Origin of the sequence: Acidovorax sp. (assembly GCF_046291265.1) — a bacterium.
Classification (GTDB): Bacteria; Pseudomonadota; Gammaproteobacteria; order Burkholderiales; family Burkholderiaceae_C; genus Acidovorax.
Genome location: NZ_JBKBTV010000108.1, coordinates 1 through 8,635 on the forward strand (window position 1 = coordinate 1; position 8,635 = coordinate 8,635).

At 66.6% G+C, this 8,635-nt stretch carries 12 protein-coding genes; 5 read left to right on the top strand and 7 right to left on the bottom strand.

All coding sequences use genetic code 11. The annotated features are described in order from the left end of the window. A partial coding sequence (locus ACK41V_RS22725) for a PAS domain-containing protein (RefSeq protein WP_409785817.1) occupies positions 1–296 on the bottom strand: 296 nt, incomplete at its 3' end. Between the two features lie 91 nt (positions 297–387). Between ACK41V_RS22725 and ACK41V_RS22730 the strand changes: the two genes are divergently transcribed. Continuing rightward, positions 388–732, top strand: coding sequence for a DUF6172 family protein (locus ACK41V_RS22730; protein WP_409785819.1), 345 nt, complete (start codon positions 388–390; stop codon positions 730–732). 37 nt (positions 733–769) lie between these two features. Here ACK41V_RS22730 and ACK41V_RS22735 read toward each other — a convergent pair whose 3' ends face one another. Continuing rightward, positions 770–2,044 carry a DEAD/DEAH box helicase gene (locus ACK41V_RS22735; RefSeq protein ID WP_409785820.1) on the bottom strand — a complete coding sequence of 425 codons (1,275 nt, stop codon included), beginning with the start codon at positions 2,042–2,044 and terminating at the stop codon, positions 770–772. Positions 2,045–2,303: 259 nt separating this feature from the next. Between ACK41V_RS22735 and ACK41V_RS22740 the strand changes: the two genes are divergently transcribed. From ACK41V_RS22740 to ACK41V_RS22755, 4 genes are all read left to right on the top strand, one after another. Beyond that, entirely contained in the window at positions 2,304–2,774 is a 471-nt protein-coding gene (locus ACK41V_RS22740) for a DUF2721 domain-containing protein (RefSeq protein ID WP_409785822.1), read from the top strand. Then, complete coding sequence (locus tag ACK41V_RS22745) at positions 2,771–3,133, top strand: translation initiation factor Sui1 (protein ID WP_409785824.1); 363 nt, start codon at positions 2,771–2,773, stop codon at positions 3,131–3,133. Before ACK41V_RS22740 ends, ACK41V_RS22745 begins: the two co-directional genes overlap by 4 nt. Before the next feature lie 13 nt (positions 3,134–3,146). After that, positions 3,147–3,359 carry a DUF3820 family protein gene (locus tag ACK41V_RS22750; RefSeq protein ID WP_409785826.1) on the top strand — a complete coding sequence of 71 codons (213 nt, stop codon included), beginning with the start codon at positions 3,147–3,149 and terminating at the stop codon, positions 3,357–3,359. 75 nt (positions 3,360–3,434) lie between these two features. Then, complete coding sequence (locus tag ACK41V_RS22755) at positions 3,435–3,608, top strand: LiaI-LiaF-like domain-containing protein (RefSeq protein ID WP_171012331.1); 174 nt, start codon at positions 3,435–3,437, stop codon at positions 3,606–3,608. A gap of 151 nt (positions 3,609–3,759) precedes the next feature. Here ACK41V_RS22755 and ACK41V_RS22760 read toward each other — a convergent pair whose 3' ends face one another. From ACK41V_RS22760 to ACK41V_RS22780, 5 genes are all read right to left on the bottom strand, one after another. Further along, complete coding sequence (locus ACK41V_RS22760) at positions 3,760–4,794, bottom strand: helix-turn-helix transcriptional regulator (RefSeq protein ID WP_409785828.1); 1,035 nt, start codon at positions 4,792–4,794, stop codon at positions 3,760–3,762. 30 nt (positions 4,795–4,824) lie between these two features. Then, positions 4,825–6,939: a molybdopterin cofactor-binding domain-containing protein gene (locus ACK41V_RS22765; protein ID WP_409785829.1), complete on the bottom strand. Its 2,115-nt coding sequence runs from the start codon at positions 6,937–6,939 to the stop codon at positions 4,825–4,827. Beyond that, the gene (locus ACK41V_RS22770) at positions 6,936–7,400 is read right to left on the bottom strand and encodes a (2Fe-2S)-binding protein (protein ID WP_409785831.1); all 465 of its coding nucleotides are present in this window, start codon (positions 7,398–7,400) and stop codon (positions 6,936–6,938) included. Before ACK41V_RS22770 ends, ACK41V_RS22765 begins: the two co-directional genes overlap by 4 nt. A gap of 158 nt (positions 7,401–7,558) precedes the next feature. Beyond that, positions 7,559–8,191 (bottom strand): redoxin domain-containing protein, encoded by a 633-nt coding sequence (locus tag ACK41V_RS22775; protein WP_409785833.1) that lies wholly within the window; start codon positions 8,189–8,191, stop codon positions 7,559–7,561. Beyond that, positions 8,188–8,635 (bottom strand): HAD-IB family phosphatase (locus ACK41V_RS22780; protein ID WP_409785834.1); only part of this gene is annotated, 448 nt, incomplete at its 5' end. The genes ACK41V_RS22775 and ACK41V_RS22780, both read right to left, overlap by 4 nt.

An 8,635-nucleotide genomic window follows, 5' to 3' on the forward strand; every position in this document is an offset into this window, starting at 1 on the left:
GCCACGCTGCTGATCAGCACCATGCGCAAGTTGCCCCGAATGGTGCGGATGCGGAATTCAGACGATTTGTTGGGCCGCCCGCCTTGTTCGGGCACCGCCACGGCCTGGATGCGGTTGGTGGAGCGCACCTGGTCCATGGGGTGCACGAAGTCGCCTGACATGCGGCCAATCAGGCTGTCAATGCTCGGCGCCTCCAGCAGTGCCATGCTGGCGGCGTTGGCAAAGCGAATGGCGCCCGCTTGCGTGACGAGCACCGCCGCTGGCAGCGCTTGCAGCAGACGGAGGTCGTGAAGCATGGGGCTTGGTGGTAACCAAAAGTAATGCACCATTGTGGCACTTTGGTGTGCGGCTGGGAATCCAGTCCTGTCACAAGCGCTACCATCGCCCATGAGAAAAATTTTTCCACTCCACGTTGAAGGCAAGAACCGCGATCGCGTTCTAGAGGCCGTCAAGCACGAAATCCGCAAATACATCAAGCGTGAACGCCGCCGCGATCTCCCCGAAGGCGCCGACTTCTGGGACTTTGACTGCCAGTTTGGCCGCACCAAAGAAGCTGCCCAAGTGGCCCACCTGTCTGCACTGACCGGCCTCATCAACGAGGTGGCTGCCGAAGACGGCCCGCAAATTTACGTAGAAATCATTGCCAAACCCGGCAAGCGCACGCCACGGCCAGCGGGCGAAGCCCAAGGCAATGAAGGTGACGATCTGAGTGGAGACGACGACGAGATTTGAGGCGAGTCGCCGCTAGCCGGTGGTCAGGCGCCTGGGTTCAGGCGTCTTCGTTTTTGTCGCCGTCGGTCACTGACGGAGCCGCTGCGGCACGCAGCTTGTCTTTCTTGCTGGGCCGCTTGCCTTTGACACCGCCGGTGCCCTCGGGATCGGTGACCGACGCGGGCGGGGGCGCCTCGGTGGGCTCAAAACCCGCAATCTGCTCGCGAGGCAGGCTCAGATGCTGGCGTTTTTCTATCAGACGGAAATGCGCTTCCGCATCGGCCGTCACAAAACTCACCGCCATCCCGCTTTCACCCGCACGCCCGGTGCGGCCGATGCGATGGACGTAGTCCACCGCAGACCGGGGCAGATCGTAGTTGACCACGGCGGGCAACTGCGCAATGTCGATACCGCGCGCTGCCAGATCGGTGGTCACCACCACCTGCCAGCGTTCGTCCTTAAATTCTTGCAGCACTTGCTTGCGCGCGCCCTGGCTCAGTCCGCCGTGGAAGGGCGTGGCAAAAATCTTCGCTCGATAGAGCTTTTCAGCCACATGTTCGGCCGCGTACTGGGTGGCCACAAACACCAGTACCCGCGACCAGTTGTGCTCCTTGACCAGATGGCGCAGCAACTGGGTGCGACGGATGGCATCCACGGCAATGGCGCGTTGCTCGATGGCGGGCTCGTTGCCGGGTGTGTGAGGCACCTCCACACGCACCGGGTTTTTCAGCAGACCGTCGGCCAGTGCTTGGACGGCGGCGGGGAAGGTGGCTGAGAAAAACAGGTTTTGCCGCTGCGCTGGCAGCAGCGCCAGTACCCGCGTCAGCTCTTCGGTAAAGCCCAGGTCCAGCAGGCGGTCGGCTTCGTCGAGCACCAGGTGCGCCACCGAGCCCAGTCGCAAAGCGTTGTGTTCCACCAGGTCCAGCAAGCGGCCTGGGGTGGCCACCACGATGTCGGCGCCGCCCCGCAGACCCAGCATCTGCGGATTGATGGACACGCCGCCGAACACGATGGCCACCTTCAGGGGCTGCTGCAGATGCTGTGCCAAGCTGCGCAGCACCTCGCCCACCTGGGCCGCCAGTTCGCGCGTAGGCACCAGCACCAGGGCGCGCACCCGGCGTGGGCCACCGGTGGCGCTGAGTTGCAATTGCTGCAGCAGAGGCAGCGCAAAGGCCGCGGTCTTGCCCGAGCCCGTCTGCGCGGCGCCCAACAAGTCGCCCCCCTGCAAGATGGCGGGGATCGCACTGGCCTGGATGGGCGTGGGCGCGGTAAAGCCTGCTTTTTCTGCAGCGTGGACGAGGGCGGGGGAGAGACCGAGGGAGGCAAAGGGCATGGGCAGGGCGCTGAGGCGGCGTATGAGGGGCACGCACGGCAGCGCAAACGGGAAGGAATAGGCAGGATTGTCGCCGCAGTTGCCGGTGATGGGGCACGGTCGTCCGTGCTGAGGCACCGCCCGGCGGGCATGCTTGTGCGCCATGCGGATAGATCTGGCCGTTTGGGGCACGGTGCAAGGCGCTTTTGCTCGGCTTCTGTGCCGCCGATAATTGGCCCTTCAGCGGTTTCCTACAGCTCATTCTTCTTTCAAAGCGCCCATGGCCCTCACCCTTGACTCCTCTGCCATCACCCACGGCATCCAGCTGGCGGTGGCCCCTGTGTTTTTGCTCACGGCCGTGTCCGGCATGATCGGCGCCGTGGCCAGCCGGCTGGCCCGCATCATCGACCGGGCGCGTGTGGTGGAAGACCGCGCCCGAGCCAACACCGAACCCGAGTTTTTGGCCCGCGCCTACAGTGAATTGGCCGATCTGCGTCTGCGCGGACGGCTGGCCAACGGCTGCATCGGGCTGCTCACGTTCTGTGCGTTCCTGATTGGCATCACCATCATCTTGCTGTTTTTGGGAGAGACCACCAACTTCCAGTCCAACCGCTTGGCTGTGGCCGGTTTTCTGGCGGGGGTCGTTTCGTTTCTTTTGGCCCTCGTGTGTTTTTTGACGGAGACACTTCTGGCGACCCGCTTGCTCAACTTTCACATGCTGCAGAAAGAAGTGGAAGGGAAAAACCCATGAAGTCGTTCGCAGACCTGGGCGGCCTGGTGTATTCCACCGAATCGGGCCGCATGTGCCCCGACTGCCGACAACCCATAGCGCAGTGCACCTGCAAGCAGAACCAACCGATGCCCACGGGCGATGGCATCGTGCGCGTGTCGCGTGAAACCAAGGGCCGTGGTGGCAAGGCGGTCACGCTGGTCAAGGGCGTGCTGGTGGACGCATCGGCCCTGGAACAACTGGGCAAACAGCTCAAGTCTGCCTGCGGCAGCGGCGGTACGGTGAAGGACGGCGTGATCGAAGTGCAGGGCGACCACGTGGAGCGCGTGATGGCCGCACTGCAGAAGCTGGGCCACAAGGTCAAGCGGGCGGGTGGCTGAGGAGGCTGGGGCGATGGATTCGGAGAAACTGCAGCGCCTGGTCACGACCGAGATGCCCTATGGCAAATACAAAGGCACGTTGTTGGCCGACCTGCCGGGCAATTATCTGAACTGGTTTGCGCGCGAGGGTTTTCCCAAGGGCGAGCTGGGGCAGTTGCTGGCACTCATGCATGAGATTGACCACAACGGGTTGGGGGACCTGCTCAAGCCCCTGCGGGGGCGTTGAGTGGGACGTTCCTTGTCTACCGGCCTCCACCATAATGAACGCCGCCACACCAACAACTACTCTGAGGGAATGCACATGAAGGGCCATATCGCTGCGATTGTTCTGGTCGTACTGGGCGTGTTTTTTCTGCTGACCAACCTGGGGCTGATCAGCATCAGCCTGCGCGAGCTGCTGCGGGTGTGGTGGCCGGTGGCGCTGATTGCGGTGGGCCTGGCGCTGTTTTTCACGCCCGGCGACAAGAAGAAGTAACTAGCCCCGGCGCCAAGGCTCTCTGGCAAGGGCATTGACTCAATGCCCGCGTGCAACGGCGCTACGGCGCTCGCCAGTAGCAGGGTTGCCATCGGCAAAATAAAAATTGAATTAAATTGGCCTCTAGCGCTTGATGAGTAAGGGTTGTTAGCTATCTAATTTGTAGTGATCCATCGCGGGGCGCGCTGCTCCTTGCAAACGCCTGCCGGTAACGTGCAGGGGTCAGTCCCACGTGGCGGGAGAACTCGCGCGTGAAATGGGGCTGGTCGGCAAAGCCGCAGGCGAAACCGATTTCTGCCAGGCCGTGCGGGCTGTCCAGCAGCCACTGGGCCGCCAGGCGCGCGCGGGCCTCGGTCACGATGTGGCGGCAGCTCAGGCCGCCTTCGGTGAGTGCCCGTTGCAGGCTGCGGCGGGCCAGGCCTGCATGCTCAGCCAGTGCATCCACCGTGTGTTGCGCGGCCGGGTCGTGCAGCACATGGCGCGCCAACTGGTGCGCAAGGGGTGGCCAGGGCAGGGCGTCGCACAGGTGGGTGGCGGGCTGGGGCTCCACGGCGGGGGCGATAGGGGCCTTGCCTTCGTCTGTGTGCACTTCCCAACGCAAGGTCCAATGGCCCATCTGCCCTTCTGCGGCCATCGGCGCCAGTTGCGCAGGCAGCTCGGCCGGGGTGGCAGGGACTCCAATCCGCAGGCTCACGCGTTGGCTTGCGGCCTCTGAGGTACCAAGGTCCACCTGCAGCCCACGCACTCCTATGGCTTGGCTGGCGCCCATCAGTACACCGAGCACGGCGAGGCTTTCCGTGGGCAGGGGCTTTTCAAGCACGCCGGGGCGCGCATGGTGGTGCAGCGCCAGGGTGCCCGGGGCGCTGGCCGTGATGCTGACCTGGTGGCGTGAATGCACATACCGCTCCAGCCGCTGCCAGCGTGCCATCAGCTCGGGCAGGCTGCTTGCGCCCAGCAGGGCTCGGTGCACCGGGTCGCCCGCCAGCAGGTCCACCCGCTGTGCCAGCTGCAGCAGTGTGCCCAGGCCGCCCTGGTGCAGCACGGCTTCGACCACGCTGCGTTTGTAGGCCAGCGGTACATGGCTGCCTTGTAGCCCGTCCAGGCCTGGCGGCGGCGGGTCCAGGCCCTGCGCGCGCATGGCGCGCACCAGCAGGCGGACCATGGCGGCGCTGGCAAAGTCTTGCATGGGCGGATTGTGCCGTTGCTTGTGGGGCGTTCAGCCCTGTGCGCCCAGGGCCCGGAGTACATCCGCACTGCGCACCGGCAGGCGGGTAAAGCGCACGCCTGTGGCGTCGCGCAGCGCGTTGGCAATGGCGCCGGCCCCGGCCACCATGGCGGTTTCTCCGGCGCCTGTGGGTGGTTCGGTGCTGTCTATCAGGTGCACATGCAGCGGTGGCACGTCGCCCATGCGTGGCAGTGGGTAGTCGGCAAAAGTGGCGGCTGCCACGCCCGAGCGGGCCACCGGCAATTGTTCGAGCAGCACCGTGCCCAGGCACCACACCAGGTTGCCTTCCGTCTGTGCCCGAACACCATCGGGCTGCAGCACCAGGCCGCAGTCGTGCGCGCACCACAGCGCCACCACGCGCACCTGGCCGGTGGCGCGCTGCACTTCCACATCGGCCACGGCGGCGGCGTAGCTCACGCCCTTGTAGATGCCACCCGCGATGCCGCGCCCGCGCAGGGTGGTGGCGTCGCTGGTGGGTCGCAGGGGCCAGCGGGCCTCTGCGGCGGCGCGGCGCAGCACCTGGGCCAGGCGTGCATCGGTGGTGTGCAACAGGCGCCAGGCCAGTGGGTCGGCCTGGGCCTCGCGCGCGCATTCGTCCATGGCGCTTTCCACCACCAGGGTGTTCGGCCCCGCGCCCAGGCCGCGCCAGGGGCCGGTGTGCACGGGCAGGCGCTGGGCGGTGAACTCGATGCGCTGTTGGGGCACGTCGTACGGCAGTTGCGCGCCCCGTGCTACGCCGCTGTCGCCCACCAGGTCGGCCAGGTTTTGCATCCACACCGGCATGGCGGCGGGCGTGAACAGGATGTGGCTGCTGGCAAAGGCGTGCCACCAGTGCGTGATGCGCCCGCCTTGCACCCGTGCCCGCACGCGGTGGCTGGAGGGTGGGCGCTGGAAGCCCTGGGCAAACTCCTGCGCGCGGCTCCATTGCACCTTGACGGGGGCTCCCACCGCTTGCGCTAGCACGGCTGCTTCCAGCTCCACCGTGCACAGCGTTCGGCCACCAAAGCCACCGCCGATGCGGCAGGCCTGCACCTCGATGCGCTCAGCGCTCAGCGCGAGGTGGCGTGCGAGCACATCGCGCACGTAGAACAGGTCTTGGGTGCCTGCCCAAACACGCAGGGCGGTGCCGTTGCCGGACGCCGGAAGCCACAAGGCCGTGGCGCTTCGGGGCTCGATCGGGGCGTGGGCGGCCAGGGGTACGTCCATGCGCAGATCCAGCGTCCAGGCGGTGTCTGCGGGGAGTTCGTCCTTGCGCAGGGTGTGTGGAAGGTGACCACGGCGCAGGTGAGTGTCGATGTCGATGCGCTCGTCGATGGCCGTTTGCTCAAACGCGCCGCTGTCCACCTGCCACCGAACGGCCAGTGCGGCCTCGATGCGGTCGAGCGCCGAGGGGGTGCGGGCCACGATGCCCAGCCCCAGGCTGCCCATTTGCTGCAGGCGCGGGTTGTGCACCACCGCGACGCAGGCCGGGTCGGCGCGTGCAGCGGCTTCGTCAAAGGACAGTGGCCGGGAGCCCAGCTCGGCCGACACCGGTGCGCGCAGCACGCGGCCATAGCGCAGGCCCGGCAGGCGCGTGTCGCCCGCAAACAGCGCTTGGCCGGTGACGATGGCGTGTAACTGGCCGGGTGCGGGCGGCGTGGGCCGGGGTGTACCGGTGGGCGGCTGCAGGCTGCGCAGCGCACTGGCCGGGATGTCGCGCGCGGCCAGCGTGCCCGTGGTCTGCCTCTGGGCAAGGGCCTCGCGCAGGGTGGCGCAGGCGCGCGCCAGGGGCAGGGCAAAGTCCTGCACGCTGGCGCTGCCCACGGTGGCACGCACGCGGGCGATGTCGCCTGTGCTGGGCAACCGCAGCTGCACCTGCGCAGGGGGCACGCCCAACTCGGCGGCGGCCAGGCCCTGCAGCGCGGCGCTGATCTGCTGGCCCATCTCGGCACTGGGCAGCCACAGGGTGTAGCGGTTGCCTGGGCCCGGTTCGTGGCGTATCCAGCCCAACGCGTCATCGGGGGTGGACGTGGGGCGCTTGGGGATCACCGGCACCAGGCTGCAGCCTGCGAGAGTCACGGTGAGCGCCCCGGCGCCTGCCGTTGCCAAAAACTGGCGGCGCTTCATGGTTTGGTTCCCCCGGCAGCTTGGTGGATGGCCGCGCGCACCCGGTGCTGGGTGCCGCAGCGACACAGGTGGGCCGCCATGGCGCCGTCGATCTGTGCGTCGGTGGGACGGGGCGTGGCGCGCAGCAGGGCCACCGCGCCCATGATCTGGCCGCTCTGGCAGTAGCCGCACTGGGGCACGCGCAGGTCCAGCCATGCTTGCTGAACGGGGTGCAGCGTGCCGTCCCCTGCCGCCAAGCCTTCCACGGTTGTGATCGAGCGCCCTTGCAGTCCACGTGCCGTGTGCAGGCAGGCCCGCTGCGCGACCCCGTCAATGAGCACGGTGCAGGCACCGCATTGGCCCACGCCGCAGCCAAAGCGCGTGCCGACCAGGCCCAGCGGCTCGCGCAGCAGCCAGAGCAGGGGTTCGTCCTCCCAGCCAGGTGGGACGGGCTGGTGTTGTTGGTTCAAGGTGATGTGCATGCGGGCCTCCTTGGGTGGTACGCAGGCCAGTGTGCAAAGGCAGGGGGGTGCAGGTCTTGAAGATCTGCGCCAAACGAATCACTGCCGCTGTGGGCTTAATACGTCAAAATATTGGTCAAAATGGCCTCTAGCGCTTATGTATAAAGCGCTAGTAGCTATCATTTTGGAGGCATTGAGTTCCACTGGGGCATGGTTTGGGCCCACCACAGCCGCAAGCGCATGGCCCATTCCGGCGTGTAGCCCGAGGTGGCAAACCGCACCTGGCCCTGCGCGTCGATGACCACCAGCGCGGGCACGGAGCGCACGCCCCAGCTGCGCGACAGCGTGCCTTGTGGGTCTACCGCCGTGGGCCAGGCCATGCCGCGTTGGCGCTGCACCTGTGCCACCTTTTCTGCGCTGCCCGATTGCATGGCCACGCCCAGCAGGGGCCAGTCTTTGGACAGGCTGGCAATGCTGGGCTCTTCCAGCTTGCACACCGCACACCATTCAGCCCAAAAATGCACGGCCACGGCTTGGCCGGGGTGCTGGGCGCGCCACTGCGCGAGGGTGGTGGACAGGGTTGCGCTGTTTGCGCTGGTGGGTTGTGCGGGTGCCATGACCAGGGGCACATCGGGCGCGGGGCCTTGGGGCAGGTCACGGGTCCGCCAGGTGTCTACCGCCACGATGGCCATCCAGGCCAAGGCCAATGTGACCAGGTGGCGCTTCCAGCCGGAGCGCAGAGACTGCCATGCGCGGTGCAGGGCAGACCGGACCAGGGAGGGTTGCGGCTCAAGTGGGCGTTCGGTGCTCAACGCAGCACTTCCAGTAAGCGGTCCAGCCCGCCTTGGTTGATGGCCACCTTGGCCTGCGCGCGCACGGCGGGTTTCGCGTGGTAGGCCACCGACAGGCCTGCCACACCCATCATGGGCAGGTCGTTGGCACCATCGCCCACGGCAATCGCTTGCTGGGGCGAGATGCCCATGAGCGAGGCCACTTCCAGCAGCGTGCGGCGCTTTTCTGCGCCGTCGCAGATGTCACCCCAGGGTTGGTCGACCATGCGGCCGGTGAGTTGGCCATCTTGCACTTCGAGCATGTTGGAGCGGGCGAAATCGATACCCAGGCCAGCCTTTACGCGGTCGGCAAAGAAGGTGAAGCCGCCGGACACAAGCAGGGTCGTCAGGCCGGCGGCCTTGGCTGCGGTGGTCACCAAGTGGGCGCCGGGGGTGAAGCGCAGTCGGTCGGGAAACACCAACACC

Coding starts and splice junctions, on each gene's coding strand:
- ACK41V_RS22765 (WP_409785829.1), bottom strand. CDS start 6,939: ATGAAGCGCCGCCAGTTTTTGGCAACGGCAGGCGCCGGGGCGCTCACC.
- ACK41V_RS22740 (WP_409785822.1), top strand. CDS start 2,304: ATGGCCCTCACCCTTGACTCCTCTGCCATCACCCACGGCATCCAGCTG.
- ACK41V_RS22730 (WP_409785819.1), top strand. CDS start 388: ATGAGAAAAATTTTTCCACTCCACGTTGAAGGCAAGAACCGCGATCGC.
- ACK41V_RS22750 (WP_409785826.1), top strand. CDS start 3,147: ATGGATTCGGAGAAACTGCAGCGCCTGGTCACGACCGAGATGCCCTAT.
- ACK41V_RS22745 (WP_409785824.1), top strand. CDS start 2,771: ATGAAGTCGTTCGCAGACCTGGGCGGCCTGGTGTATTCCACCGAATCG.
- ACK41V_RS22760 (WP_409785828.1), bottom strand. CDS start 4,794: ATGCAAGACTTTGCCAGCGCCGCCATGGTCCGCCTGCTGGTGCGCGCC.
- ACK41V_RS22770 (WP_409785831.1), bottom strand. CDS start 7,400: ATGCACATCACCTTGAACCAACAACACCAGCCCGTCCCACCTGGCTGG.
- ACK41V_RS22735 (WP_409785820.1), bottom strand. CDS start 2,044: ATGCCCTTTGCCTCCCTCGGTCTCTCCCCCGCCCTCGTCCACGCTGCA.
- ACK41V_RS22755 (WP_171012331.1), top strand. CDS start 3,435: ATGAAGGGCCATATCGCTGCGATTGTTCTGGTCGTACTGGGCGTGTTT.